27 protein-coding genes are annotated in these 26358 nt (G+C 63.4%); 19 read left to right on the top strand and 8 right to left on the bottom strand.

All coding sequences use genetic code 11. The features are described 5' to 3' along the window. Positions 1-7 precede the first annotated feature (7 nt). On the top strand, positions 8-730 hold the full coding sequence (locus tag CTEST_RS00615; protein ID WP_047252087.1) for a pirin family protein: 723 nt from the start codon (positions 8-10) through the stop codon (positions 728-730). Between the two features lie 2 nt (positions 731-732). Here CTEST_RS00615 and CTEST_RS00610 read toward each other — a convergent pair whose 3' ends face one another. The 3 genes from CTEST_RS00610 to CTEST_RS00600 are packed head-to-tail and all read right to left on the bottom strand — an operon-like array spanning position 733 to position 3365. Beyond that, entirely contained in the window at positions 733-1062 is a 330-nt protein-coding gene (locus CTEST_RS00610) for a YciI family protein (protein ID WP_047252086.1), read from the bottom strand. Between the two features lie 21 nt (positions 1063-1083). Continuing rightward, the gene (locus tag CTEST_RS00605; protein ID WP_047252085.1) at positions 1084-2763 is read right to left on the bottom strand and encodes a DUF885 domain-containing protein; all 1680 of its coding nucleotides are present in this window, start codon (positions 2761-2763) and stop codon (positions 1084-1086) included. Between the two features lie 26 nt (positions 2764-2789). After that, positions 2790-3365: an LOG family protein gene (locus CTEST_RS00600; protein WP_047252084.1), complete on the bottom strand. Its 576-nt coding sequence runs from the start codon at positions 3363-3365 to the stop codon at positions 2790-2792. Between the two features lie 26 nt (positions 3366-3391). Between CTEST_RS00600 and CTEST_RS00595 the strand changes: the two genes are divergently transcribed. From CTEST_RS00595 to panC, 5 genes are all read left to right on the top strand, one after another. Continuing rightward, the gene (locus tag CTEST_RS00595) at positions 3392-4165 is read left to right on the top strand and encodes an NAD-dependent deacylase (RefSeq protein ID WP_047252083.1); all 774 of its coding nucleotides are present in this window, start codon (positions 3392-3394) and stop codon (positions 4163-4165) included. Continuing rightward, the gene (locus tag CTEST_RS00590; protein ID WP_047252082.1) at positions 4162-5442 is read left to right on the top strand and encodes an MFS transporter; all 1281 of its coding nucleotides are present in this window, start codon (positions 4162-4164) and stop codon (positions 5440-5442) included. Before CTEST_RS00595 ends, CTEST_RS00590 begins: the two co-directional genes overlap by 4 nt. A gap of 61 nt (positions 5443-5503) precedes the next feature. After that, the gene (locus CTEST_RS00585; protein ID WP_047254118.1) at positions 5504-6568 is read left to right on the top strand and encodes an ROK family transcriptional regulator; all 1065 of its coding nucleotides are present in this window, start codon (positions 5504-5506) and stop codon (positions 6566-6568) included. Between the two features lie 22 nt (positions 6569-6590). Further along, the gene (panB, locus tag CTEST_RS00580) at positions 6591-7388 is read left to right on the top strand and encodes a 3-methyl-2-oxobutanoate hydroxymethyltransferase (protein ID WP_047252081.1); all 798 of its coding nucleotides are present in this window, start codon (positions 6591-6593) and stop codon (positions 7386-7388) included. Beyond that, on the top strand, positions 7388-8197 hold the full coding sequence (panC, locus tag CTEST_RS00575) for a pantoate--beta-alanine ligase (RefSeq protein ID WP_047252080.1): 810 nt from the start codon (positions 7388-7390) through the stop codon (positions 8195-8197). The genes panB and panC overlap by 1 nt, the downstream gene beginning before the upstream one ends. Here panC and CTEST_RS00570 read toward each other — a convergent pair. Then, positions 8194-8700: a gamma carbonic anhydrase family protein gene (locus CTEST_RS00570; RefSeq protein ID WP_047252079.1), complete on the bottom strand. Its 507-nt coding sequence runs from the start codon at positions 8698-8700 to the stop codon at positions 8194-8196. The genes panC and CTEST_RS00570 overlap by 4 nt on opposite strands. Then, positions 8697-9278, bottom strand: a complete 582-nt coding sequence (locus CTEST_RS00565) for an HAD-IA family hydrolase (protein WP_047252078.1) — start codon at positions 9276-9278, stop codon at positions 8697-8699. The genes CTEST_RS00570 and CTEST_RS00565 overlap by 4 nt, the downstream gene beginning before the upstream one ends. Positions 9279-9310: 32 nt before the next feature. Here CTEST_RS00565 and CTEST_RS00560 point away from each other — a divergent pair, with 32 nt between their 5' ends. Together CTEST_RS00560 and CTEST_RS00555 are read left to right on the top strand one after the other, a co-directional pair. Next, a complete protein-coding gene (locus tag CTEST_RS00560) occupies positions 9311-9859 on the top strand; it encodes a DNA-3-methyladenine glycosylase (protein WP_047252077.1) in 549 nt (182 codons plus the stop codon). A gap of 9 nt (positions 9860-9868) precedes the next feature. Beyond that, positions 9869-10375, top strand: coding sequence for a GNAT family N-acetyltransferase (locus CTEST_RS00555; RefSeq protein WP_047252076.1), 507 nt, complete (start codon positions 9869-9871; stop codon positions 10373-10375). Here the strand turns inward: CTEST_RS00555 and CTEST_RS00550 are convergent. Both CTEST_RS00550 and CTEST_RS00545 read right to left on the bottom strand, forming a co-directional pair. Continuing rightward, a complete protein-coding gene (locus CTEST_RS00550; protein WP_047252075.1) occupies positions 10372-10917 on the bottom strand; it encodes a hypothetical protein in 546 nt (181 codons plus the stop codon). The genes CTEST_RS00555 and CTEST_RS00550 overlap by 4 nt on opposite strands. Further along, a complete protein-coding gene (locus CTEST_RS00545; protein WP_047252074.1) occupies positions 10910-11533 on the bottom strand; it encodes a DUF1801 domain-containing protein in 624 nt (207 codons plus the stop codon). The genes CTEST_RS00550 and CTEST_RS00545 overlap by 8 nt, the downstream gene beginning before the upstream one ends. 139 nt (positions 11534-11672) lie before the next feature. On the opposite strand from CTEST_RS00545, the gene CTEST_RS00540 reads away from it, so the two are divergent. From CTEST_RS00540 to CTEST_RS00525, 4 genes are all read left to right on the top strand, one after another. Continuing rightward, positions 11673-13031, top strand: coding sequence for a dicarboxylate/amino acid:cation symporter (locus CTEST_RS00540; RefSeq protein WP_047252073.1), 1359 nt, complete (start codon positions 11673-11675; stop codon positions 13029-13031). Between the two features lie 24 nt (positions 13032-13055). After that, complete coding sequence (locus CTEST_RS00535) at positions 13056-14135, top strand: App1 family protein (protein WP_047252072.1); 1080 nt, start codon at positions 13056-13058, stop codon at positions 14133-14135. 1004 nt (positions 14136-15139) lie between these two features. After that, the gene (locus CTEST_RS00530) at positions 15140-16198 is read left to right on the top strand and encodes a Fic family protein (RefSeq protein WP_236686110.1); all 1059 of its coding nucleotides are present in this window, start codon (positions 15140-15142) and stop codon (positions 16196-16198) included. 72 nt (positions 16199-16270) lie between these two features. Continuing rightward, positions 16271-16528: a type I restriction-modification enzyme R subunit C-terminal domain-containing protein gene (locus CTEST_RS00525; RefSeq protein ID WP_047252070.1), complete on the top strand. Its 258-nt coding sequence runs from the start codon at positions 16271-16273 to the stop codon at positions 16526-16528. Positions 16529-16709: 181 nt separating this feature from the next. Here the strand turns inward: CTEST_RS00525 and CTEST_RS00520 are convergent, their stop codons facing one another. Next, the gene (locus CTEST_RS00520; RefSeq protein ID WP_047252069.1) at positions 16710-17807 is read right to left on the bottom strand and encodes a Fic family protein; all 1098 of its coding nucleotides are present in this window, start codon (positions 17805-17807) and stop codon (positions 16710-16712) included. A 141-nt stretch (positions 17808-17948) separates the two neighbouring features. On the opposite strand from CTEST_RS00520, the gene CTEST_RS00515 reads away from it, so the two are divergent. From CTEST_RS00515 to CTEST_RS00490, 7 genes are all read left to right on the top strand, one after another. Further along, positions 17949-19520 carry a class I SAM-dependent DNA methyltransferase gene (locus CTEST_RS00515; RefSeq protein ID WP_047252068.1) on the top strand — a complete coding sequence of 524 codons (1572 nt, stop codon included), beginning with the start codon at positions 17949-17951 and terminating at the stop codon, positions 19518-19520. A gap of 20 nt (positions 19521-19540) precedes the next feature. Beyond that, positions 19541-20692 (top strand): restriction endonuclease subunit S, encoded by a 1152-nt coding sequence (locus tag CTEST_RS00510; protein ID WP_260452632.1) that lies wholly within the window; start codon positions 19541-19543, stop codon positions 20690-20692. Beyond that, positions 20689-21609, top strand: a complete 921-nt coding sequence (locus tag CTEST_RS00505; RefSeq protein WP_047252067.1) for a restriction endonuclease — start codon at positions 20689-20691, stop codon at positions 21607-21609. Before CTEST_RS00510 ends, CTEST_RS00505 begins: the two co-directional genes overlap by 4 nt. Positions 21610-21756: 147 nt before the next feature. Then, positions 21757-22158, top strand: a complete 402-nt coding sequence (locus CTEST_RS00500; protein WP_047252066.1) for a DUF6941 family protein — start codon at positions 21757-21759, stop codon at positions 22156-22158. Continuing rightward, the gene (locus CTEST_RS13885) at positions 22086-22367 is read left to right on the top strand and encodes a DUF4258 domain-containing protein (protein WP_269082326.1); all 282 of its coding nucleotides are present in this window, start codon (positions 22086-22088) and stop codon (positions 22365-22367) included. Before CTEST_RS00500 ends, CTEST_RS13885 begins: the two co-directional genes overlap by 73 nt. 10 nt (positions 22368-22377) lie before the next feature. Beyond that, the gene (locus CTEST_RS00495; RefSeq protein WP_047252065.1) at positions 22378-22704 is read left to right on the top strand and encodes a DUF2283 domain-containing protein; all 327 of its coding nucleotides are present in this window, start codon (positions 22378-22380) and stop codon (positions 22702-22704) included. Positions 22705-22798: 94 nt separating this feature from the next. Beyond that, a complete protein-coding gene (locus CTEST_RS00490; RefSeq protein ID WP_047252064.1) occupies positions 22799-26341 on the top strand; it encodes a DEAD/DEAH box helicase family protein in 3543 nt (1180 codons plus the stop codon). Positions 26342-26358: the final 17 nt, after the last annotated feature.

Genomic DNA, 26358 nt, shown 5'->3' with positions numbered 1-26358 from the left:
AAATGACATGTCAACAATGACGGTCATTCGCTCCACTGAGCGGGGCCATTGGCGCGACTCCGCCATCGTGTCCCGGCAGTCCTTCCCCGCCACCGGCAACTTCGATCTCGCCGCCAATTCCTTCGGCCTGCTCATGGTGTTCAACGATGACATCGTGGCCCCCGGCGAAGGCTTTGACATGCACCAGCACGACAACGTGGAAATTGTCAGCTGGATCGCCGAGGGGGCACTCCGGCACCGAGACTCAGGATCAACGGATACCACCGTCCTTCACACCGGCTCGGCACAACTCATTTCCGCCGGTTCCGGGGTCAGCCACTCGGAGGTCAACGCCGCTGGATACACCAGCCGCCAGAAGGTGCGGGTGGTCCAAAGCTGGCTGGCCACCGACGAGCACAATACCGAGCCCTTCCACGCCACCTACGACGCCTCCGCCGACCTGGCCAGCGGAGAGCTAGTGCAGATCGCCGGGCCAGACTCGCCGCTGCCGATCAAGTCCTCGCAGGCTATCCTGTGGGCCGCCCGACCCCGACGGAGAGCAACCCTCAGCCTTCCCCAGGCACGCTACCTGCACATATACGTCGTCGCCGGATCATTGGAGCTAGAGGGCCACCGGCTGACAGAGGGTGACGCCGCCCGCCTCACCGACTCCCCAGCGACGACAGCCACCGCCGAGGAGGACAGCGAGATCCTCATCTGGGCGATGGACCGCGCCATCAAACCCGCGTAGACCTACATTTCGAGTTGGCGCACCTCAATGGACTGCCCGCAGGCCACGGCGGCGCGATGGGCAACATCAGCGGCCTCCTCCTGCGAGGGGACGTCGATGATCCAGAAGCCACCGAGCTGGCGGCCCGACACGGATGAGGGAACACGGGAGCCATCCGGCGAGACCATGAGGGCGGTCTCGGGCGGCTGCAACGCATTGACGTAGACGAGGATGCCTGCCTCCTGGACGGCGGCGTTGAACGCGCCGACCGCTGCGAAGGCAGCCTGCATGTCCTCATCGGACTGGTACGCGGGTGCACCGTCGTGATGCACCGAAAGCATGAACTGGGTCATACCCAGCCATGCTAGTGCACGTTAATCCAGAACCTGTTCCCGCAGGATCGACATCGGGATGGATCCCAGCGACAGGGCTCGGCGGTGGAACTCCTTCACCGATTGCCCCTGCGCAACAGCCTCGTCGCGGGTCTGCTCCCACAGACGCTGGCCCAGGGCGTAAGACGGGGCCTGGCCGGGCCAACCCAGGTAGCGGTTGAGCTCGAAGCGGAGGTTGGCTCCATCCATGGCGGAGTTCTCCCGGAGGAATGCCTTGGCGTAGGTTGCATCCCACGCCATGGAGCTCTCGGGGACTCGCTTGCCCAGGTGGACGCCGATGTCCAGGACCACGCGCGCGGCGCGGAGACGCTGAGCATCAAGCAGCCCCATGCGGGTGCCTGGGTCCTCGTGATAGCCCATCTCCGCCATGAGCTGCTCGGAGTACAGAGCCCAGCCTTCGCCGTGGCCGGAGTTCCAGCAGGCGACGCGGCGCCACAGGTTGAGCTGGTTGCGCTCGACGAGGGTCTGACCGATTTGCAGGTGATGGCCAGGAACGCCCTCATGGAAGACGGTGGTCAACTCCTGCCAGGTGTGGAAGGTGTCTTGACCGGCGGGAACGGACCACCACATGCGGCCCGGTCGGGAAAAGTCATCGGAGGGTGGGGTGTAGAAGATGCCGCCGGTACCGGCCGGGTCGATGGCGCACTCGATGGTGCGGACGGGCTCGGGGATGTCGAAGGCGGTGCCGTGGAGGTCGGTGACGGCCTGGTCGGCGGTCTTCTGCATCCAGGACACCAGCTCGTCGACGCCGTGGAGGGTGTACCGCGGGTCGTCGTTAAGCTGGCGGAACGCTTGGCGCACGTCGGAGGTCTGGTAGAGCTCGCGGGCGATGGCCTGCTGCTCGGCGTCGATCTCGCGGAGGCGCTCGAGGCCCCACGTGTAGGCCTCATCCAGGTCGACGGTATCGCCCACGAAGAGGTGGGAGAAACGCTCGTAGCGTTCGCGGCCCACGGCATCCTCGCGCGGGGCGTGGGGCGCTAAGTTCTCCGACAGCCAATCGGCCATCTCCGCGAAGGCCTTCTTGGCGCTGGCCACCTCAGCAGAATCGGCGGCGACACCCAGATTGTCCAGCAGGGACGTCGAATCGGCGAGGTCCTGGCACTGGGAGTAAACCTCGTCGATCTGGCGGACGGGGGCGACGTGCCCGTGGCCGGCGGCCTCGGAGAGGGACTCGCGGTAGCCAGCCAGGGCGCCCGCCACCTTGGACAGGCGGGAACGGATCGCGTCGACCTGCTCCGGGGTGTCCTGAGGCATGAGCGTCAGGGTGTCGCGGATGATCTGCACCGGCGAGGAGATGTTGTTCAGCTGCGCCAGGTCCTCACCGTGGTGGTGGAGGTCGACGTCGAGGCACAGGCGATCGCGGAGGACGGCGGCGGTGACGTGGTCGATGTCATCGAAGTCATCCTCGTCGTCGCACTCGTCGGTGCCGTCATCGAAGGCATCGATGTCGGCGATCATCTCGCGGGTGCGGTCGGCGATGGCGTCCCAGTAGGACGGGGAGAAATCTTGCAGCTCGCCATCGAAACCGGGGATGCCCCATGCGGTGGCATCGGTGGGTGAGAGGGCGGCTAGGTCGTGGACAAACGCCTCGCAGGAGGCATCGAGCAGTGACGGTGAGCGCTCGCCGATAACAGGCGAGGTCTCGAGGGTCTCGGAACTCATGACAGGCCAGTGTAGCGGTGGTGGCCCTATTCGTCCCATTTTCCGCCTGGCGGCTCCCAACTAGCAAAGGCATCAAGGATTTCACCAGGTCGTTCGGCCACGATGAGGGAGTCAAGAAACTTCGGCAGGAGGAAGCCTTCCTCGACGGCCCGGTGCAGCATGGCGATTTGCGGATCCCAGAACCCTTCAACGTTGCACAGGGCGACGGGGCCAGTGATGGCCCCGAGTTGCTGCATGGTGAGGACCTCGAAGAGTTCCTCCAACGTGCCGGCACCGCCGGGCAGGGCCACGAAGGCGTCGGCAAGCTCTTCCATCCGGGACTTGCGCTGGGCCATCGTGTCCACAATCTCCAGCTGCGTGACGCCGGGGTGCGACAGCTCCAGGTCGACGAGCTGACGTGGGATGACCCCCGTCACGGCCCCCTGCTTATCGACGACCGCGTCCGCCACCTCCCCCATCAGCCCCACCGCACCGCCGCCATATACCAACCGCCAACCGCGCTCTGCGAGCGCGGTCCCCATCTCCCGCGCCGCCTGCGTATAAGAAGGACGAGCCCCGTGGGAAGAGCCACAATAAACAGCGACGGCAGTAACAGACACCATGCGTCGGATTCTATAGCGTGGAAGACATGGACGCTTTCGCCCAAGCCTTTGACCTGGCCCGCTCGGCCCAGCGCATCGAGATCTTCTCCGGCGCTGGCATGTCCGCCGAATCTGGGTTAGACACCTTCCGCGACGCCCAGACCGGCCTGTGGTCCCAGGTCGATCCCATCGCGATGGCCTCGGTCGATTCCTGGGAGCGCGACCCGGAGCCCATGTGGGCCTGGTACTTATGGCGCGCGCAACGCTGCCGCGCGGCTGAGCCCAATGCGGGCCACCGGGCGATCGCCGAGTGGGCGGAGATAGCAGAGGTATCAGTGACCACCCAGAACATCGATGATCTCCACGAGCGCGGCGGCTTGGCGGAGGTCACCCACCTGCACGGCTCGCTCTTCGACTACCACTGCTCGCATTGTTCCCGCCCCTTCGACGGCGACGTGGACTATCCGGCCGAGCCCGTCGAGCGGCTTGCCCCGCCGACCTGCGTGTTCTGCGGCGGCCTCATCCGACCCGGAGTGGTGTGGTTCGGCGAGATGCTGCCCCAGCGGGCGTGGCGGGACGCGGAGGAGAGGATGCACGCGGCGGATCTGGTCATCATCGTGGGCACCTCGGGAGTGGTGCAACCAGCCGCGTCCTTGCCCTTGGTTGCCCGCGAGGTGGGCACGCCGCTGCTGGAGATCTCACCCCAGGACACCGAGCTGACCCGCGTCGCCGATGTCTCCTGGCGCACCACCGCCGCCTTCGGCCTGCCGGAGCTGGTCACCGGGTTACAGCTGGAACGGGGCTACCATGACCCTCCGTGAGCTTCCGTGACCTTTTAGCCGATACCCGCCCCCTGCGGGTTCCTGCCTATCGGCGCCTATGGACGGCGAATATCGCCACGACGATCGGCGCGCAGCTGACGGTGGTGGCGGTCCCGGCGCAGATCTACTCCCTCACCGGGTCGAGCGCTTACGTCGGTCTGACGGGCCTTTTCGGCCTGGTCCCGCTCGTTATCTTCGGCCTCTACGGCGGGTCCATCGCGGATAGCTTGGATAAGCGCAAGGTTCTCATTGCCACCACGGTGGGCATGATCCTCACGGCGGTGATGTTTTGGGGCCTGACTTTGAGCGGCAACACTAACGTCTGGTGGCTGTTGGGTACGTTCTCCCTGCAACAGGCGTTTTTCGCGGTGAATCAGCCGACGCGGACGGCTGTTAACCGGACGATCCTGCCGATGGATCAGCTCCCCGCGGGCGCCAGCCTCAACATGATGCTCATGCAGGCCGGGGCGATCATCGGGCCGCTGCTTGCGGGCGCGCTCATCCCCTTCATCGGTTTTTCCTGGCTGTATTTCCTCGATGCGCTGTTGTTGTTGCCCACGCTCGGGGCGGTCCTTGCCTTGCCCTCTCTGCCGCCAAAGGATTCGGCCGGGCGGGCCGGGGTCCATTCCGTTATCGACGGCCTGCGTTACCTGCGTGGCCAGCCCATCCTCCTCGTGGCGATGCTGCTGGATCTCATCGCCATGATCTTCGGCATGCCCCGGGCGCTGTATCCCGAGATAGCCGCGGTGAGCTTCGGCGAGCGCGAACCCGGCCTCATGCTCGCGCTCCTTTATTCCTCCATGGCCGCGGGTGCGGTGCTCGGCGGATTGCTGTCCGGCTGGATTTCCCGGGTCGTGCGGCAGGGGTGGGCGGTCATCGTGTGCGTCATCGTGTGGGGCGTGGCCATCATGGGCGCGGGCCTGGGCGTCATGCTCAGCCCCGGCGCGGTGAGCATCTACGCCTGGTTGGTGGTGTTCATGCTCGTACTCGGCGGGGCGGCGGATATGTTCTCCGCGGCGTTGCGCACGGCGATCTTGCAGCAGTCGGCTGCGGAGCATGTGCAGGGGCGTATCCAGGGTGTGTACATCATCATCGTCGTGGGTGGACCGCGCTTGGCGGATGTGCTCCATGGCTGGGCGGCGGGACCGTTGGGCGTGGGGTTGACCACGTTGGCCGGTGGCGCGCTGGTCATCGTGGGCACCGTGGTGTGCGCGCTGTTCGTGCCCTCGTTTGTCCGCTATCGCAAACCGCGGCCTCGCACCACCGATACAGACTAAGTTGTCTAGAATAAAACGATCGGATTAGACGGCATGGTCTAATTAGATGTACGATGCCAGCATGACCATCGCAGGCACCGTCTTCTCACGTCCGCGCACCCCCGCGGCCAAGTGCCTCCATCACATCCGCCTCCACCACATCGTCACCCGGAGCGAACTGGTCGAGGCCACCGGGCTGTCCCAGCCCACGATCACCCGCGCAGTCGCCTCGCTTATTGATGCCGGGCTGGTCCATCAGCGCACCGACCTCACCCACTCCCACGGTCGCGGCCGCCCCACCGTCCCGCTGGAGCTGGCACCCAGCGGCTGGCTCCACGCGGGCATCTCCGTGGGCACCTCCACCACCTACATCGGGCTTTTTGATACCCGGGGACGCACCATCCGCGACGCGGATGTGCCGACGCCGGTCGCGCGACTGTCGGAAAGCGACTTCATTGAGCACGTCATGGCCGGACTCAACCGCCTCACCGCGGGCCTGGATCGACCGCTGGTGTCGGTGGGCGTGACCACCTCCGGGCACGTCAGCCGCGACGGCATCGTCGACGCCCCCAACCTCGGCTGGCACGGCGTCGACTTCGCCGGCCGCCTGCGCTACCAATTCTCCGTGCCCGTCGTCGTCTCCGCGGCGGTCCCGGCGATCCTCGGCTCCGAAGTGCAATCCACCGAGCTGCCCATCAATCCCTCCCCCACCTTGGCTCTGTTCGCCGATGACTCACTCGGCGCCGCCGTGGCCAACGACGCCGGCGTCACCCAGGTCGCCTTGCCTGCTGGCAGCGCCGCGCTGTCGACCGCCGGGGTCCTCCAAGGCAGGTTCCCCTCCCTGGCCGCGGCCGTGAGCAACCCCTCCGCCCGCCCCCTGCTGGATACCCGCGCCCACCAGCTCGGCGAACTCACCGCGGAACTCGCCCGGGAACACCGACCCTCGACCATCGTTGTCGCTGGTAGCGCGTTTATTGATGATCCGGCGGCCCCGAAGCTTTTCGCCGGAGCCGCCCGCGCCGCCCTCGGTGACAACGACATCGAGCTGCGGATGATCCCCACCCACCGCGAAATCGTCCGCGCCATTGCCCGTGCCGTCGCCCTCGATCAGCTGCTCCGCGAGCCACTGGGCATGGTCAGCGTCTGACCTCCGTCTATACTCATGAGCCATGTCTGCACGGATGCGCACGCGCCACTTTGCCCAGGCCAAGGCCGAGGGCCGCAAGATTTCTTGCCTGACCAGTTATGACGCCCTGACTGCGGCCATCTTCGACGAAGCCGGGATCGACCTCCTCCTCGTCGGTGATTCCGCCGCCAACGTCGTCCTCGGCCAGAAGTCGACGCTGTCCATCACCACCGATGAGCTGATCACCATGTCCCGCGCCGTCGCGGGTGCCACCCAGCGCGCCTTCGTCGTCGCCGACCTCCCCTTCGGCAGCTACGAGGAGGGCCCCGCGCAGGCGCTCGCGACCGCCGTCCGCTTTATGAAGGAAACCGACGTCCACGGCGTCAAGCTCGAAGGCGGCGTCGAGGTAGCCCCCACCATCCGCACGCTTGTCGACGCCGGTATCCCCGTCGTCGGCCACATCGGCTACACCCCGCAATCCGAACACGCCCTCGGCGGGCACGTCGTCCAAGGCCGGGGGGACGCTGCTCACCAAGTGCTTGCCGACGCCCGCGCGGTCCAGGAAGCCGGCGCCTTCGCCGTCGTCCTGGAAATGGTCCCCGCCTCCGTCGCCGCGGAGGTCACCTCCCAGCTGGACATTGTCACCATCGGTATCGGCGCCGGACACGAGTGCGATGGCCAGATCCTCGTGTGGACCGATGCCTTCGGCCTCGGCCGCGGCACAACCCCGAGGTTCGTGCGCTCCTATGCCGACCTGGGCGGCGTGCTTTTGAGCGCCGCCCGCGCCTATCGCGCGGACGTCGAAAACTCCGCCTTCCCCTCCGAGGCGGAGTCCTTCTAATGCAGGTGCTGCGCACTATCGCCGAGCTGCGCTCTTTCACCCGCACCGGGGAGGTCGGGCTCGTGCCCACGATGGGTGCCCTGCACCACGGCCACGGCGAGCTGGTCCGCCGCGCGCGCTCGGAGAACGACACGGTGGTGGTGAGCATCTTCGTTAACCCCCTGCAGTTCACCGACCTGGGGGAGTGCGATGACTACCGCAACTACCCGCGCGACCTCACCGCCGACGTCGCCTTCCTCTCCTCACTCGGTGTCGATGCCGTCTTCGCCCCCAGCGTGGAAGAGATGTACCCCGGCGGCCTCCCGGAGATCTGGGTCCGCACCGGCGACATGGGTTCCCGCCTGGAGGGTGCCTCCCGGCCCGGTCACTTCGACGGCGTGGCCACCGTGGTGACCAAACTCTTCCTCCTGGTGCGGCCGCAGCGCGCCTACTTCGGGGAGAAAGACGCCCAGCAGTTGGCCATCATCCAGCGCCTGGTTGCCGACCTCAACCTCGACGTGGAGATCCGGCCGGTGCCCATCATCCGCGGGGCCGATGGCCTGGCCGAATCCAGCCGCAACCAGCACCTCACTCCTGCCACGCGGGCACAAGCCCTCGCCCTGCCGCGCGCTCTGGAGGCCCTGCGTGCCGGAACCCCGCTCGCGCAGGTGCGCGCGGAGCTGGCCGCCGCCGAGGGCGTGGACCTCGACCACCTCGAGGTCGTCGATCCCGCGACCCTCCTGCCCGTGGCCACCCCCGGCCCCGGTGACCTGGCGGTGGCGGCGATCCACGTCGGCGGGACCAGGCTCATCGATAACCGGCGGCTCTAGATCCCCGCGTGCCGCTTCGCCAGCTCGACGTAGCGCCCGGCGTGGGGGATGAAGCTGGCGGATTGCTCGTCGCTGAGCTCGCGGCGCACCTTCGCCGGAACACCGGCGGCCAAGGATTTATCGGGGATTTCTTGCCCCTCCAGCACCACCGCGCCCGCCGCAATGAGGGCACCGGCACCAACCACCGACCCCGAGAGCAGCGCCGACTTCATGCCCACGAGCGTGCCATCACCGACCGTCGTGCCGTGCACCAACGCCATGTGCCCCACGGTGACGTCATCGCCCAGGGTGCACGGCGCATCCTCGTCGACGTGCAGGACCGAGTTGTCCTGGATGTTCGTCCGCGCCCCAATCCGAATCTTGTTCACATCCCCGCGCAGGACGGCACCATAGAACACCGACGAGTCCGGACCGATCTCCACATCGCCGATGATGACGGCCGTCGGGGCGACCCAGGCGCTGGGATGGATCTGTGGAGTCTTGCCTTCAAATTCTAGGATCATGGGAGGACCTTTCGGACGGACTCGGGACCAGTAAACAACACGGCCTTCCAGCCGGCTTCGTTCGCGGCGGCCACGTTGACGGGATCAGCGTCGACGTAGATGAGCTCTTTCGGCCCGGCATGCAGTGCGGCCGCCGCGACGGCGAACGCCCGCGGATCAGGTTTAGCCACCCCGATGTCGCAGGACATCGTGACCGCATCGAAGCTGTCGATCCAGCCGTGTTTGGCGCGGACCTGCTTCGCCAGGCCTGCCGGAATGTTGGTGAGGAGGCCGAGCCTGACGCGGGCGTCGATAAGCTCTCTGACCAGGGCGACCATCGCCGGATCCTCCGCGGACGTGGACTCCCAGTCCGCGGCGACCGCCTCAGGGATGTCGATGGGATCCAGCCCCGCGCGGAATTGGACCTGGCGCCAAAAGCGCTCATCGCTGACATCACCGACGTTGTACGCCGGGCGCAGCTCCTCGTAGATCGGCCACATGCTCTCATCTGCGCCGATGGCGCGCTCGACGCGACGACGACCGGCGTCCGTGCGTTCTGTGAGCAACACGCCGAAAAGATCAAACAGCAGTGCAGTCATGGCCCCACTCTACGGAAATACACTTCGGTCCCATGATCGACTTCTCCGCTCCCGCCGACATCGTCGCCCCGCACTTGCTCGGCGCGACGATCCACCTCCATGGCGTCGGCGTGCGCCTCACCGAAGTGGAGGCCTACCTGGGCAGCGAGGACGAAGCCGCGCACACCTACCGCGGCGAGACGCCCCGGAATGCCGCGATGTTCGGCCCGCCCGGGCGCCTCTACGTCTACCTGTCCTACGGCATCCACCGGGCCGGAAACCTCGTGTGCGCACCAGTTGGCACCGGTCAGGGCTGTTTGCTGCGCGCCGGGGAGGTGGTCAGCGGCGTGGACTTAGCGCAGGAGCGGCGCGGCGCGGTGCCCTTCCACCGGTTGGCGCAGGGGCCGGGCAACCTCGGGAAAGCGCTGGGCTTGGACTTAGGCGATAACGGCGCCCAGCCAGAGATCACAGCACCCACGGACGAGGTGGAGTGGGTGCGCGGGCGGCGCATCGGCATCACCAAAAATGCCGACGCCCCGCTGCGCTTCTGGATCTCCGGTCACCCAACCGTCTCGGGGCGGCGCGGCCGACCACCCGCGTAAGATGCACCCATGGACACCTTCACCATTCGGCGGGAGACGGAGTCGGATATTTCAGCCATCCGGGATCTCACCCTCCGCGCGTTCAGGGATATGCCGTACTCCGATCAAAAGGAGTCACAGATCGTCGAGATGCTTCGCGACGCCGACGCGCTCACCTTCTCCCTCATCGCCGTCAAGGGTGCCTCCGTCGTCGGCCACATCGCAGCCTCCCCCGTCAGTATCGAGGATGGGTGCGAGAAGTGGTTCGGCATTGGACCCATCAGCGTTGACCCCGATCGCCAGGGCGCGGGCATCGGCTCGCAGCTCATGGCGCGGGCGCTCGACGAGCTCCGTTCACTGGACGCCGACGGTGCGGTGGCACTCGGCGACCCCGCCTTTTACCGGCGCTTCGGCTTCGACCGCTACGAGGAATTGACCTTCCCCGGCGTGGACCAGTCCTACTTCCTGGCCATCCCGCTTACCGACGCCGCCGTCCCCCTCGGCACCGTCACCTATCACCAGGCGTTCTACCTCTAAATCTCGAGCGGGACCTCCCTGCGCTCGTAGACATACCGGCGCTTCTCCCCCTCCTGATACACCCGCCCCGCCGTCCGTGGCTCCAGCGTGCCCACGGGCCCGGCCTGCATAACAACCTCGATGGTCACGGGCGAGGCGCAATGAATGAGCAGCTCCTGCCCATTGCCCAGGGTGAAGCGAATCCCGCTGTCGCGCCACCACTGCCATTCCTGCTCCCCCTCAGGCAATCCGATCTGGGTGATGCCGTCCTGGATCCGCGCGATCGCGGTGAGCTGGCCTGCCAACTCGTACTCTTCCCCGCCGGGGCTGCTTAGCGTCGGTGGACTGACCCGCAACACGGACTCGACCCGCTCGCCCGCCGCGAAATCAATCACCGTCTCCACGTATTCCAGCTGGACATACCCCAGCTCCGTGCGCACCCACGCCCCGAACGCGCCAACCCCCTCTTCCACCTCCAGGTCGGTGCCGTACCCGTGCACCTGCGTGCCGACGAGCCCGCCAAGCACCGCCAGGCTCTCCCCATCAAGGTAGGTGTTAGTCATGGTTGCTTTCCTTCCAGGCATGCTTGACTAAGTCCTCCAGCACCCCGAGGTCCACGTCCTCCGGCTTGTTCACGTACACGCACGCCACCGCCGTGTCATGCTTACCCAGCTTCCCCAGCAGCTCCTCCGAGCGCGGATGCCCCTGCAGCCCGTACAACGAGAGCTTTGCCTTGCGGGGGCTAAAGCCAATCTGGAAAGTGTCGCCCTCGCGCCCGGTCGCGTAGCGATAATGCGCCTGCCCATAACCAATCATGCTGGGACCCCACATGACTGCCTCCGCGCCACCGGTGGCCCGGGCGAAAAGCTCCAGGAGCAGGTGCCCATCCTTGACCCGGCGCGGCGAATCCAGGCCGTCGACGAAGTCGATCGGGCTGACCGCGGTCGGGTGGGTCTTTGCTGCGGACGCCGGGGATGCGGGGGCGTCGATAAGCGAAAGGCCCTGGGCAGTAAGTGCTGCCTGGAGGCGTTGCAAACCGCGGGCGCCGACGCCGTGGAGTGCTAACAGGTCCGGGTAGGAGATTCCGTGGAGAGATTCGAGGTCGGGGTACCCGGCATCCTGGAGGGCGCGGCGGGCCGGGGCGCCGACGCCGGGGACCTCGTCGTAGGGTGTGCTCATGCTTTCTGAGTGTATCGAGGCTCACCCTCGCCCGTAGTAGACAGATTGGTATTTTTATGCCAGACTATCCAGTCTTGACAAAGGTCAGACCACGGGCAGATAATGCCTATTACCCGAAAACTTTCCATAAGGAGCACGAATGTCCACCAGCACCACCCGTCGACTACCGGCCTGGTCCACCGGTTTCGGCGCCCAGGTCATCGCCGGCCTGATTATCGGCCTCATCCTCGGCCTGGTAGCCCGCTCCATGGACGCCGGACTGCCCGACGGCGAGCACGGTTGGCTCTCCGACATCCTCACCTGGGGCGGCAACACCTACGTCCAACTGCTCAAGCTGATGATCCCGCCGCTCATCTTCGCAGCCGTGGTCACCTCCGTGGCCAACCTGCGCAAGGTCGCCAACGCCGCCAAGCTCGCCGTATCCACCCTCGTGTGGTTCGCCATCACGGCATTCTTCTCCGTGCTCACCGGCATCGGCGTCGGCCTCATCATGCAGCCCGGCTCCAACACCGGAGTCGACGCCTCCGCCGCCGCCGAGCCCACCACCCAGGGCTCCTGGCTCGGCTTCATCAACTCCGTCGTGCCCTCCAACATCCTCGGCCTGGGCGCCTCGGCCAACGCCAGCGGCGTCGCACTCAACTTCAACGTGCTGCAACTCCTCGTCATCTCCCTGGCCATCGGCATCGCCGCAGTCAAGGCCGGCAAAGCCGCCGAGCCCTTCCTCGGCTTCACCGAGTCCTTCCTCAAGGTCGTGCAGATCATCCTCTGGTGGATCATCCGCCTCGCCCCGATCGGCACCGCCGCCCTCATCGGCAAGGCCGTCTCCACCTACGGCTGGGAAGCACTGGGCTCCCTGGGCACATTCGTCCTCGCGATCTACGTTGGCCTAGCAATCGTCATCGGCGTCATCTACCCCATCGTGCTCAAGCTCAACGGCATCCCCGTCCTCGGCTTCTTCCGCCGCGTCTGGCCCGTGACCTCACTCGGCTTTGTCACCCGCTCCTCCATGGGCGTCATGCCAGTCAACCAGCGCATCGTCGAAGAGCGCATGGGCGTACCCCGCGAATACGCCTCCTTCGCCATCCCACTGGGCGCCACCTCGAAGATGGACGGCTGCGCCGCCGTCTACCCGGCCGTCGCCGCGATCTTCGTCGCCCAGTTCTACGGCATCGACATGGGCATCACCGAATACCTGCTCATCATCATCGTCTCCGTCCTCGGCTCCGCCGCCACCGCCGGCACCACCGGCGCAACCGTCATGCTCACCCTCGTGCTCTCCACCCTCGGCCTGCCGCTAGCCGGCGTCGGCCTGCTCCTGGCCACCGAGCCGATCATCGACATGGGCCGCACCGCCGTCAACGTCACGGGCCAGGCCCTCGTTGCCGCAGTCGTGGCCAAGCGAGCTGGCATCCTCGACGAAGAAACCTGGGACGCCGGGGAAGAAGGCGCCCTCGCACCCCTCGACGCCGAGTCCGAGGAAGCCGCCGTCCGCTCCTAAGAACACTCAGCTAGTCTTGGGAAAATGGGACTGGCTGACATTGCTCGCAAGGTAGAACGAACGATCAACCGGGTAGGAACACGCCAATCGACGAAAGCCGGTTGGCGCCCCACCATCACCGACTTCGCCGGCTACGGCTCCCCCACCCGCGTCCACGTCCTCGGACGAGTGCTCATGCAAAACCCGGACGCAACCGTCGAAGTCGACGAGCCCGCCCTCCCTCCAACTGCCCACCGCCCGCCCCGCAACCTCAAAGATCTCCGCGAGGAAGCCGGGCGCGGCTGGAGGCAGTTTTTTACGATTCAAGTCGGCTACCAACCCGTCACCGTCCGCATCGGTTCCATTGAGGTTCACTCCCGCACCAACGACAACGGCTACATCGACGTCCTCATCCAAGACCACGGCCTCGAACCCGGCTGGCACACCGTCACCATCGACGCCGAAGGAGCGAAACCCGTCCAAGCCCGAGTGCTCATCGTGGCGCCCGGGGCACGGATCGGCCTAGTGTCCGACATCGACGACACCGTCATGGTCACCTGGCTCCCTCGCGCCCTCCTCGCCGCCTGGAACTCCTGGGTCCGACACACCAACACCCGCAAAGCCGTCCCCGGCATGGCCGCGTTCTACCACGAACTCCTAGCCAACCACCCCGACGCCCCCGTCTTCTACCTCTCCACCGGCGCCTGGAACACCTACGGCACCCTCGAATCCTTCCTCATCAAACACGGCCTCCCCGTCGGCCCCATGCTCCTCACCGACTGGGGACCCACCCCCACCGGACTCTTCCGCTCCGGCCAAGAACACAAAAAAGTCCAACTACGAAACCTCATCATCGAATACCCCCACATCCAATGGATCCTCGTCGGCGATGACGGCCAACACGACCCCCTCATCTACGGCAACGCCGTCTTCGAACACCCCGACCGCATCGCCGGTGTAGCCATCCGCCAACTCACCCCCAGCGAACACGTCCTCTCCCACGGCACCGCCGCCCCCTTCGACGACGCCGTCACCGCCCACACCAGCTCCGTCCCCACCATCTACGGCGCCGACGGATACGAACTACTGGAGCGCTACCGGGAGCACCCGTTTCCTGGGGTTTAGTCTGGGTGTGGTCTGGCTTTGGCCTGGCCTTGGACTGGCTTTGGCCTGGTGTGAAATCACGCTGTCGAAGGGGCTAGGTTTTTGCGCTTCGGGGCAGTTGAAAGGACTCCCTTTGACGGGGTGAAATCACACTTCCTCGGGCAGGGGACTCATTGGGGAGTAGGAGTCGCTTCGAGCGAGGTTGCGCGTACTGCTTTTACGTAATTGCTGATCAGAGGGCATTTTTGTGCGCAGCTGCGCGCAGTGGCGGCGTGATGGCCTAGGTGCGGCCGGGGCACGTTGGCCGTCACACTGACAAAGTCCGGCAAAATCGGCGCGAGCTTTTAACAGTGTGACGGCGGGACCCTTACGTCGCACGCCATCTTTGGGATGGCCATGCGCCAAGACTACAGCGCAGGTCAGGCTAGGTTTTTTGTGCGCAGCTGCGCACAGTGAGCGGCGTGACCACCTGGGTGCGGCCAGGGCACGTTGACTGCCACACTGACAAAGACTGGCAAAATCAGCGCGAGGTCTTAACAGTGTGACTGTTAAATCCTTCCTTCTCGGACGACTATCGGATCCCATCCCCAACACTGCAGTGCAGGTCAGGCTAGGTTTTTTGTGCGCAGCTGCGCACTTTCGAGGCATACCGAGAATGAATGACAGTGGGATCGCGAACCGCAGTGGGTAACTAGGCCGTGACGCGTACGAACACCCTTCCGGAAGAAACCCGCGGGGCCAAGGATGCAAGAGAGATTCATGCCTTCCCCGCAGCGCCCAACAATGAGATTGGTAGCGCCGTGGAACCATACTTTAAGTGACCCACCGAGATTGTTTAACTACTGATCCATTCGCCATTCGCACCATGAGGAATGGATAAGGCACGATCGTAACCTCATGAGCCCCTGCCCCACTTTTCCTCCGAGACTCTCCCCTGGTCCTTTCGTGTCGCGCTTTCCGCACGCGCCCGTGCAAAACAGCCGTCAACCTACCCTTCCGCGCTCGTCCCCCATATCGGCGAGGCCGTGCCCTCCCTCAGCACAGAGCTCCTTGCGAAGATCGATCAGGCCACCATCGCCATCACTCGTTTCGACGCCACCCAAGCAGCAACCGTGCTTCCCTTCACCCCCTTATTGCTACGAGGCGAATCGGTTGCGTCCTCCCGCATCGAGCAACTGACATCCTCCGCTCGCCGCATCTTGGAGGCAGAACTGCTTGGTGTGGGCGGAACCGGCAACGCAGCACTCGTCGTCGCCGCCACCGCCCAGATGAACGCGGCGATCTCCAGTGACAGCCTCCCCGACGAGCGGCGAATCCTGGACATGCACCGCCTACTTCTCCGCGACAGCCAACCACAGATTGCGGGACACTACCGCGAGGAACCCGTGTGGATCGGGGGCAGCGACCTACACCCTGTCGATTCGATGTACACCGCCCCGCACCACCGCCACCTCCCCTCACTCATGGCCGACCTCGACGTGTGGATGCAGCTTTCAAACGTGCCCGCCCTCGCCCACGCCGCGATTGCCCACGCCCAGTTCGAAACGATCCACCCTTTCGTCGACGGCAACGGTCGCACCGGCCGCGCCCTCATCCACACACTGCTGCGTCATCGCGGTCTTACTGTCAACGGCACGCTCCCCTGGTCGGCTGGCATTCTCCGCAGCCCGGACTCCTATTTCGCCGCGCTGACCAGCTACAGCGCAGGTGATATCGCGCCGATGGTGCAGTTGGTCGCTGAAGCAGCATTCCGCGCCACGGAACTGGGCACCTGGCTAGGCAAGGAGATCACCGACGTCCGCTCCACCTGGGAGGACCAGGTCACAGCCCAGCGCGATGCTACTGACTGGCGCATCCTCGACGTACTCATGCGACAACCGCTTGTCGACGCCCCGCGCCTCGCCGCCGAGCTATCCGTCACCCCTGCCAACACGCGCAAGGCCCTGGAGCGGCTGGAGGCCGACGGCGTCGTCCTCAGCGCACAGGTGGCCAAGAATCGCCGTGCTTGGCGGGCCCCCGACATCCTCGATCTTCTCGACGAATTCGCAGAGAAGGCAGGGCGTCGGGAGACACCTGCGGGTTGATGCTGCCTCACTAAGCCGTGGCCACCGATTTCGGCCTGCCTTCCGACGTTGCGAAAATCATCAGCAGCTCACTTGTTGAGGAGAGGCCTCGCCCTGCGCACCGCCCGCCCATTGATCCCGGAGCTCATCCGTCGTCTCGCCAGCCTGAACGAGGACGCGGTGCGAGCCAAGTTCTCTGACCTGCTTCAGGGTTCCACGCTGACGGCCAACCAGATCGGGTTCATGCATACGAACTTGGACGCCCTGTTGCACAGCGGTTACTTGGAGACGAAGGAGCTGTTGGAGGCACCCTTCGACGCCTACGGCAACCCCCTCGACCTGTTCACCTGAAATCAGGCGATCGCCATCAATCTCAACTCGCGCCTCACCCGGATCAACAGCTCTGCTGGTGTGGGGTAGAGGGGGCAGTCGGCGGGGTGGGGCGGAACGTGCGTTCGCCCCGATATGTCGATGGCATCACCACATCCAGGAAACGTGTCGATTTTTGAGCCTTAGATCGACATGTTGATGTTTAGGCACTGGTCAGGATATTAAGCGCGGCGGAGTTGATGAAAATTTTCTGCCGCCCGATCTTGACCTCTACGAGCATCCCCGCCTCCACTAGAGATGAAAGCCAGACGGACGCTGTCTGCCGCTTGGCCAGTCCAGAGTCAACAACATCCTGGATACGGATGTACGGGTTGATAATGAGAAGCTCTGCCATCTCAGCTGCCGGCACGCTTCCGCCGAGGGAGCGGATTCGGGCAGCAGTGTCCTCTTGGAGCTCACGCAGGCGACCGATGAGCTCGAAGGCCTCTCGTGCTGCCTCCTCCACCCCCCGGACCATATACAGAATCCATTGTTCCCATTCAGAGTTTTCCGTCACTCCGCGGAGCAATCGATAATAGGAATCCTTGTTGCTCACGATGAAGCCGGACAAATAGAGTACAGGAAGACGCAAGAGCCCTTCCTGGATGAGCAGCAAGACGTTGAGGATACGGCCGGTACGTCCATTGCCGTCATGGAACGGGTGAATCGCTTCAAACTGGTAATGAGTCATGGCCATCAGCACAAGGGGATCCACCCCATGCTCGGAGTATATGAACCTCTCCCAGGCGGCCAAGTGCCCTTCTAGGACCTCTTTCCCCTCGGGAGGGGTATACACGCGGGTCCCTCGACGAGGATCACCAATGTAGGTGCCAGGAGTGGACCGTATGAGGGCTGGTCGTCCCAGAAGGATGCTACCGATCTGCTCAGCTGATTTGAGTGACACCGGCCGATCAGTGAGATTTGCTACTCCCGCATTGAGCGCTTCCCGATAGCGCAAGGCTTCTTTGGTCGCTGGCGTGGGATCCAGGTCGACATTCCACGCAGCTCGGAAGAGCTCATCATTGGTGGTGACGATGTTCTCGATCTCTGTCGAGGCCTGGGCCTCACGGAGCGGAATGGTAGAGGTAATGATGTAGGGATTCGGAATCAGTCGACAGGCCGTGTCAAGTGCTGCGAGTTGTTCACGGGCACGGATAACAGCCTTGAGCACGGAGATCGTCTCCACTGGCTTATCCGGCGGCAGAGCTGGGAGGTTATTGTAGGGGCGATCTGGGTGGGGCCGCACGCGGACGTCGCTCATGTCGACAGCCTAAACAGATCCCGCTAATATGTCGATATTCGGACCAGAGATCGACATATTTTTCGTTTCGGCCCCGATCACTGCCAGTCACCTGCCCCGAGGTGCCTCAAGCCCCACCCCCACCCGATAGGCTCGACTCTTATGATCACTGGTCCTCTCCGCAATCAGGTTGACCGCATCTGGGATGCGTTCTGGTCCGGCGGCATTTCTAATCCGATGACTGTCATTGAACAGTTCACTTACCTGCTGTTTTTGAAGCAGCTGGATGAGCGTCAGGCGAGTGCGGAGTTCCAACGCACCCTCGGCGTCGATGCAGCGGATGTCATCCCCACCAACAGTCTTCACCTGCGGTGGCGGGAGCTGATGCAGATTCCGGACGGCTCCCAGCGCCGACTCGTGATTGATACTGAGGTGTTCCCGTTCCTCCGTGAGGGGCTCGGCAGCGCGGGCTTTGCCCGCCACATGCGCAACGCCACGTTCGGCATCGACAGCCCGGGCACGTTGCTCACCGTCATGGAGCTTATCGACGCCCTCTCGTTCCCCAACAAGGACATGGCCGGCGATCTCTACGAGTACATGCTGTCCAAGTTGGCGGCATCCGGCACGAACGGCCAGTTCCGCACGGTTAGTCACGTCATTGATCTCATGGTCAACCTCATGGCGCCGGCCCCGCATGAGCGGGTCATTGATCCCGCCTGCGGCACCGCTGGCTTCCTCGTTGGCTCCGCCGAGTGGACGAAGGACCATCACAGGGACGCGCTTCTCGATCCCCGCACCCGCGAGTTCTTCCCCATCGAGGCTCTGACGGGTTTTGATTTCGATGCCACGATGATCCGAATCGCCGCGATGAACATGTTCATGCACGGTGTCACTGATCCGCAGATCTCGTACCAGGATTCGCTGCAGCAGCTTCCGGCTGGCCACGACGAAAATTACGACATCGTGCTGGCAAACCCACCGTTCGCCGGTTCCATCGATGCCAAGGCCCTCGATCCGGCGTTGTCGGAAAAGTTCACTTCCAAGAAGACGGAATTGTTGTTCGTGCAGCGTTTCCTCCAGCTGCTGCGCCCCGGCGGCCGCGCCGCGGTCATCGTCCCCGAGGGCGTGTTGTTCAGTAATTCCACCCACGCGCACAAAGCGCTGCGTAAGCAACTTATCGACGACCACCGCCTGGACGCGATCATCAAACTCCCCTCCGGCACCTTCAAGCCCTACTCCGGGGTATCAACCGCGATCTTGTGCTTCACTAAAACGAACAGCGGCGGCACGGAAGATGTGTGGTTCTACGAGGTCCGCGCCGACGGCTACTCCCTCGATGACAAGCGCACCCCACTCCTGGCACCTCACCTGCTCGGCCCGGTCCCCCTCGAAAAGGAACCCGACCCCGAACTTGTCGACGAAGTTCTCGACCCCACGACCCTCACCCCCAAGCAGCATGAAAACAACAACCTCCCTGACGTGCTCAACAGGTGGGCGCAGCGGACCGGTACCGAACGCGACCGTACCCGTACCGAGCAGTCTTTCGCCGTACCTGTCGACGAGATCCGCGACGCCGACTACGACCTCTCCATGAACCGTTACAAGGAGATTGTCTTCGAGGCCGCCGACACCCGCGACCCCCTGGAGATCCTCGCTGAGATCCGCGCCCTCGACGTCGAGATCGCTACAGGTCTGGATGAGCTGGAGCAGATGTTGCGGGGTGATCGGAAGTGACCGCGGACCACGGGTGGCCGATGGTGAGGTTGGGGGATGTCGTGGAGATTCCATCGACCTTGATTAACCCAACCGATATCTCGGCCGATGCCTCGTATTTGGGTTTAGAAGACCTCAACAAAGGCGGGGGAATCCAGAGATTTCAAACGGCCGCAGGCTCTGACATTCAATCGACGAAGCGAGTCTTTTCCGATCAACACATCCTCTTTGGTCGACTTCGCCCGAATCTTCAGAAAATTGCTATTTCATCTCGTCCTGGAATATGCACCACAGACATCCTAACGATTGAGCCAGGAGGTTACATCGATCAGACGTTCCTGTATCACTTCCTTCTAACACCATTCGTACTTAGCTTCACGTCAGAGCACACAACCGGAATCAATCTTCCACGCATTTCCCCGAAGCAGCTTCTCGAACTCCCCATCCCACTCCCCCCGCTTGACGAGCAGCGGCGGATCGCCGGGATTCTGGATCGGGCGGCTGGCCTTGTAGGTCAGACCAGCCAGGCGCAAGCAAGGATTTCGATCGCCCGAAGTAATGCCGTTGAGGACACACTTAAAAAAGCTGGAGGAACAACTGTCCGTTTGGACAGCCTCGCCGAAATTAAGTCTGGGATTACCAAGGGTCGTCGGGTTCGAGACGAGGAAGTCTATACTGCGCGCCCCTATTTGGCTGTCTCGAACGTCAAAGACGGATACCTGGACCTCACTGAGGTCAAAATGCTGGAGACAAGCCTTGATGAGCAGGATAGGTTCGCCCTGGCAGATGGCGATCTGCTACTCACTGAGGGTGGAGATCCCGACAAACTCGGACGTGGCACCGTATGGCGGGGAGAGATTCCCGGCTGCCTCCACCAAAATCATATCTTTCGAGTTCGCTTGAACGATGAGACACTTTATACCTCCGACACTTTGATGTCCGTCCTTGCTTCCCGGCATTTGAAGTCATATTTTTTGCGATCCGCAAAGCAGACAACTGGTATCGCATCGATCAATCGGAGCCAGCTCTCCGCGGCTCCCATTCCGGTGCTCTCGGCCAAACAACTGGACAAACTTGGATCGCTACTTGCGAGCTGCGACAAACTGAGCCAGCACCTAAACAATCGCTTGAAGGCGGTAGCGTCACTGCAACAATCCCTTCGGACCCGCGCCTTCCAAGGAAAACTCAGATGACTATTCGCACTTGGGATAGCTACCTCGCCCCGGTTCTGGAGGTGCTGAAGGGTGGGAAGGTCGCGGTCCGTCGTGATCTCATTGAACAGGTCGCAGAGCAGACGGGCGTCACTAAGGAGGACCGCCTGGAGTACATCAACTCGGGTCAGGCGCTTTACGTAAGTCGGATTAGCTGGGCGATTACGTATCTACACCGCGCTGACTGCTTGGATCGCCCCAAGCGTGCCCACTATGCGATCAACGACATCGGCCGGGAGCTTCTCGCAACCCACCCGGAGGGCCTGAACAGCAAGCAGCTTTCCCAGTTCGCGGAGGCGCACGGCATCGTGCCGCCAGCGACGAACCACAAGTTGTCGACGGTGGCGGGTGATGGCGGAGACGTCGATAAGCAAGAGGAACTGACGCCGACCGAACAGATTGAGGCGGGCGTCGAGAGGCTGCACGCCAATGTGGCGGCAGACCTGCTGGACCGGCTGTATGCAAATGATCCCGCCTTCTTTGAGCAAGCCGTCCTCGACCTACTCGTCGGCATGGGCTACGGCGGCACCAAGGGCCGGGCGACGCGCACCCAGCTGAGCAACGACGGCGGGATCGACGGAGTCATTGACCAGGACGCGCTCGGACTCAGCCGCATCTACGTGCAGGCGAAACGATACGCCCTCGACCGAGTCGTGGGCCGGCCCGACATCCAAGCGTTCGTCGGTGCACTGCACGGGGAACAGGCACACCAAGGGGTGTTCATCACCACCGGACAGTTCAGCAGTGGTGCCGTGGGGTATGCCGAGAATCTCAACGTGCGCGTGGTGCTCATCGATGGGGCCCGTCTCGCACAGCTGATGATCCGCTTCGGCGTGGGCGTACAGGTCAAGCGCACTGTGGCGGTTGTCGAGGTGGATGAGGACTTCTTCGAGGTGTAGGGCTGAAGGCCACAACCCGGAGAAGGATCGTCCCGGGTTGACCGGAAGCGCACATCGAGGACTTTGGCAGAGTTGCGCACTGTCAGCTTCGGCTCCATTCGGTCGCGGGGCCGCCAAATGTCCTCCCCCTATGCTTAACTGTGCATCATGGCTGCAGACCTTGACTACGCGTACCTCGCAGAGTTCGCCCGGACGCAGGACGGGACGATCACGTCGGTCGGGGCGAGTTTCACCCAAACTAGGTCCTCAGGTTTTCCAGCGATGATGGAACTTTATGTCGCAGGCCGCATCCGTCGACCAGAGGACGAGGCGGCTCCAACGGTCTCGATCGAAGTTCGAGGCCCCGGAGAATCACCAGCGATTGAATTCGCAGCTACGCTCGAAGACACGGAAGATGCAGTGAAATACGATGGGAAGATCGGGACCGTCTTCGTGTTCTCCGGTCCTCTCATCCTGTCAGCGCCCGGAATCTACGAGTGCCGCATATCAGTGGACGGGGAGTACGTCCGCCGCTTGGCTTTCGAGGCCCTCACACCGCAAGACCATTGATTCTCAAATTCTCGCCGCACGCCCGGCAAAGGATGAGAAGGCGAAAAATCACGGAAGATGAGGTCAGGGAGGTCTTGTCCTCACCTGAGCTCACCCGTCCTGGAGATCCTGGTCGGACCGTGTATGAGAGAAAAATAGGTAGAGTAATATGCGTCGTCGTTGTAAATGACAGCGACCCAACAGTCATCGTGACCGTGTTCGTGCGATAAGGAGGCTTCCATGACGCAAATGTCCATCACCATCGATCAGTCGGTAAACGCCGTGTACATCGCACTATCTGACGCGGAAGTCGCGCGCACGGTGCAGGTTAACTCGGCATGCCTTGTAGATCTGGATGAGTTTGACTGCTTGGTTGGCGTCGAACTACTCAACCCGCGTGGCGCGTTGCTCAGCGAGATCCAGACACATGTTCACGTAAGGAGTGAGGACATTGCTCCTTTGGAACAAGCATTGAAGATGGTCCCTGCTTACTCAATGGCGAGCGGCTCGCTGACCTCACGGTCACAGGTCCGAGTCCGACAGAACACCGAGTTTTCAGCTGCCTGAGACTCGCCCCCTTTACCCGAGCTTCAGCTAAGCAGCCTCGGACTCACGTTCACATCACCACACCCACGTCAGCCCTGCCAGATATGATTCACCCATGACCGCCCCCGCCTCCAGCAACTTCGCTTTCCTCGGCCGCGTCTGGCCGGCATTGTTGCGGGATTGTATTCAGGCGGAACGCACGGCGCTCTCGGACCCCAAAGTCAGCTGCTTCCTCTCCCGGCATGTGTTGGAGCGGCTGGTGCACCACATCTGGGAGTTCCGCGAGCTGGGCGCCTGGGAGGCTCTGAGCCTGTTCGACCAGTTGCAGGACCCGGGGTTCACCGAGGTTGTTCCCGGCCCGCAACGCGACAAAATGCACGTCATCCGCAAGGTGGGTAACAACGCGGTTCACGGGGACCAGGTTATCCAGCCGCAGGAGGCAGTTCGCCTGCTCAAGCACTTGTTCGACGTCCTCAACTATGCCACTGCTCGCCACTCCGCCCACCCGGAGTTCCGCCCCACCACTCCCTTCGACGAGAGGTTGCTTACGCAGTCGGCCCCGCAGCCTCAGATCTCTCGCGTGCAGCTGAGCAAGATGGCCGCGGAGCTGCAGGCGAAGGAGCAGGAGTTAGCGAAGTCCGCGCTCCTTCTTGATCAGGCGGAGGCCCAGCGCCAGAAACTGGCGGAGCAGCACGCTGCGGAGCAGGCCCGTTTCGCGCAGGCCCGCGCGCAGGCCGCCGCCGATCACTCTCGCCTCGAGGAGATCGCTGCCGAGCGCGACAGGGAGATTGCACGCTTGCGTGCACAGCTGCGCGAACAGCAGGCGTTGGCTGCGGGTGCGGGGGCGTCGCCAAGCATTCCTGCGCAAATCAGTGAGGCCGAGACCCGGCGCGATCTCATTGACCCCATGCTCGCCGACGCCGGATTCACGCTCGGAGACAACCTCAGTGTGGAGCATCCTGTCAGCGGTATGCCGCTGTCTGGAGAAAACCGCACCGGTCAAGGCTTTGTCGATTACGTGCTGTGGGATGACAACGGCCAGCCATTAGCGCTGGTGGAGGCCAAGAAGTCCAGCGCCAGCATGGCGGTCGGCCACACGCAGGCGCGGCTCTACGCCGACTGCTTGGAACGACAGTACGGGCAGCGGCCCCTGATCTTTAACACCAACGGGCACGCCATCCAGCTCACCGATGATGCCGCCCACCTGCCTGGGAGCGGTTCCGGATATGGAACACGCGCGGTCGAGGGATATCCCACCACCGAGCAACTACGCACCCTCATCCACCGGCGTCGCCACCGCCGGGACCTCGCCGCTATGACCGTCGACCCGGATATCGCTGGCCGTGCCTACCAGCTGGAGATGATTCGGCGCGTCACCGAATCCCTCCAGCAGGAGCGACGCCGCCGAGCTCTCCTCGTCATGGCCACCGGCACTGGCAAGACCCGCGTCGCCATCGCCACCACCAAGCTTCTCCGCGAGGCCGGCTGGGCGGGCAAGGTCCTCTTCCTCGCTGACCGCACGGCACTAGTGGAGCAGGCTTACGAGAACTTCCTCGCCCACTATCCGGACTCCGTGCCGGTCAACCTGCTGGCCGATCCGCGAGGCGTCGGACAGGTCTACGTGTCCACCTATCAGACGATGATGGGCCTGATCAGCGACGACGGCACCACGCCCGCCCGTTTCCGGCCCTTCGACTTCGACCTCATCATCGTCGACGAGGCCCACCGCTCCATCTACCATCGTTTCCGCCGCATCCTCGACTACTTCGACTCCTACGTTCTTGGCCTCACCGCCACCCCCAAGGACGATGTCCACCGCGACACCTACCTCTTGTTCGACATCGAGGACAAGGTTCCCACCGGGGCTTACACCCTGGAGCAAGCTATCGCGGACAATCACCTCGTGCCCTACCGCGTGCTCACCCAGGATTCGTTGTTCTTGCGCAGCGGCGTCCGCTACGAAGATCTTTCCGAGGAAGAGAAACAGCGCTGGGATGCCCTCGACTGGGGTAGCGATGACACCGGAGATCCCCTGCCGCCGCCCGATGGGGCCAGTCCGGCAGAGATTAACGCGCGGCTGTACAACCTCGACACGATCCGGAAAGTCCTGTCCACGCTGGTTCAGGAGGGCATCAAGGTGGGCGGCGACCATCTGGGCAAGACGATCATCTTCGGCCGCACTCAACAGCACGCGGAGCTGATCAAGCAGGAGTTCGACCGTCTCTTTCCTGCCTACGCCCCGAAGGCGTCGCAGGTGATCACGCATTCCACCCGGTACGCCTCTGCCGCGATCAAGGAATTCAAGAATCCCACCAGCGGCATGAACGTGGCCATCAGCGTCGACATGCTTGACACGGGTATCGACGTCCCCGAGGTGGTCAACCTCGTCTTCTTCCGTCCTGTGTACTCAGCGACGAAATTCTGGCAGATGATGGGCCGCGGCACCCGACTACGCCCAGACCTCTTCGCCCCCGGAGTGGACAAGAGCGTCTTCCACGTCTTCGACTTCTGCGGCAACGCGGAGACCTTCCTCAACGGCGAGGTCGCCGACACTCCCGGCGCCCGCCAGGTCACCCTCTCCGAACGCCTCTTCCTCAGCCGCGCTCGCCTGGTCTCGCTTATCGACGCCACCGCCTTCCGCACCGAGCTCTCCTCCCACCTGCACTCCTTGGTGCAGGCGATCCCGCCCGGCCACATCCTGGTCCGCCCTCAGGATCGCCCGGTGCTGGAGCGCTATCAACGCCGCGAGGCGTGGTCCGCACTCACCGAGCGAAACGTGGAGGAACTCGCCGAGTACATCGCCGGGCTGCCCATGTCCACGATGGAGGACAAAGAATCAGCCAAGCGTTTCGACCTTCTCCTCCTGCAGCTACAGCTGGCATTGATGTCGCCAGATGCATCCTGGGAGAAGAACCGCGGGCGCGTCGAGAAGATCGCAGCGGACTTGCTCATGGTCGATAACATCGCGCCAGTGGTGGCCCAGCGGGATCTACTCTCCCAGGTTGCCGACCCGGAATGGTGGACAGACGTCACAGTCGAGGATCTGGAAACGGTACGACGCGGGCTGCGTGACCTCATGGATTTCCTTCCCCAACACAAACGCACCACCGTCATTACAGACTTCGAGGATGAATTCGGTGACGTTGCCGAGTTCGATCTGCCGACCGGCGAAGCAAGCGTGTTCATCAACGTCTCCCTCGTGGAAGAGAAACTACGTGCCGAACTCGAACAACACCATTCCTCTGTGGCAATGCAGAAACTGCGGACCGCTCGACCACTGACCCCCAGTGATGTGGAGGCGTTGGAGTTGATGATCGCCGATGTTGGTCTTGAGGGAGTGGACACCCTTCGAGAAAAACTCGGCGCCGATTCCATCCCCGACTTCATCCGCCGCCTCGTCGGCCTGGATGAAACAGCAATGCGGGAGGAGTTCGCGGATCTCCTCCAGGGGTCAACATTGACGGCGAATCAGATCGGATTCGTGCGCACCATCGTGGACGCCCTGGCACGAAACGGCTATCTAGAGGTAAAACAGCTCTTCGAAGCACCTTTCGACACCTACGGCAACCTGGTGGACCTGTTCGCCGGCAATCAGGCGATAGTCGTCGACCTTAGTTCCCGTCTCCAACGAATCAACGATTCCACTGCAGTCGGATGATCAAGGGGCGACGCCGA

It is taken from the genome of Corynebacterium testudinoris (assembly GCF_001021045.1).
Taxonomy (GTDB): Bacteria; Actinomycetota; Actinomycetes; order Mycobacteriales; family Mycobacteriaceae; genus Corynebacterium; species Corynebacterium testudinoris.
Note: the sequence above shows the minus strand (reverse complement) of the source record. Positions and strands in the feature narration are given on the sequence as shown.